The organism is Brevundimonas vesicularis, from assembly GCF_032067225.1.
Lineage (GTDB): Bacteria > Pseudomonadota > Alphaproteobacteria > Caulobacterales > Caulobacteraceae > Brevundimonas > Brevundimonas vesicularis_F.
Map to the genome: position 1 here is coordinate 1 of NZ_DAMBJX010000094.1, position 965 is coordinate 965.

At 59.5% G+C, this 965-nt stretch carries 1 protein-coding gene; it reads left to right on the forward strand.

Translation table 11 applies throughout. From position 1 onward, the window contains the following. Nucleotides 1–965 (forward strand): hypothetical protein (locus tag RT123_RS15180; RefSeq protein ID WP_313010030.1); only part of this gene is annotated, 965 nt, incomplete at both ends.

Genomic DNA, 965 nt, shown 5'->3' on the forward strand with positions numbered 1-965 from the left:
TCTTTCGAACCAAGAGCGGCTGGCGGGGCGGGCTCCCTTCGTACGCGTTGGCGAGCTGGAGGAGTACATCCGTGAGCACCTCAAGACCAAATTGCCTGAACAGCGATTGAGCCGTTCCGACCGCGGAGACGTTGGGCTTGAGGATCGACTGTTCCTTATTCCCGGTCGCGCGCGGGCAGAGGCTAAGCACGACGCGATCATAGATACCGAGCGCTATTTCTCGGTCCAGTCGGCTTCAGCGCAAGACCTGGAACTCCAACTTGGCGGGACTGAGGGCGGACGCTTGTTCCAGCGCTACGGCGCTTCCGAAATGGAACGTTGCCACACGATCAATCCCCACTCACTCCGACATTTGCAGAATACGGAACTGTTCAGTCGCGGCGTTGCCGACACCGTCATTTCGCGCAGGTACAATCGCAAGGGCGTAGACCAGAGCTACGTCTACGATCACAGGACGCTGGCCGAGCATCTCGATGAGATGGAGCCCGACACAGCGCGGTTGGCGAAATCGATGCTTGGTGCGAAGGCCCGCCAGGCTTTTGACTTGATCCGAGGAGGCAAGATTACCGGCCCGGTCGTGAGTGCCTTTCAGCGCCTTCAGCGAGAAGAAGGTGATGAAGCGGCATTTGAGTTTCTTAACGCCGAGGCGGGCGCTCTTCATTTCACACCTTATGGGTTTTGTTTGAACAGCTTCGCGGCTAGCCCCTGCGTGAAACACCTTGAGTGCTTCAACCGGTGCAACCACCTCGTTCGAACGGACGCCCCAGAAGAACAAAAAAACCTGACCGACCTCAGCCGTAGATACAAGGTCCACATCGAGCGGCTCAGGACAAAGCCGAGCAGGGCTCCGAACTACATCACTCAACTTGCCCATGCCGAAGAGAGGCTGGCCGGCGTGCAGGCCGCCCTTGCGCAGGCGCCGGGGCGGCCCGTGTTCCCCGACGGGTCAAGTCTCCATGCGGAGG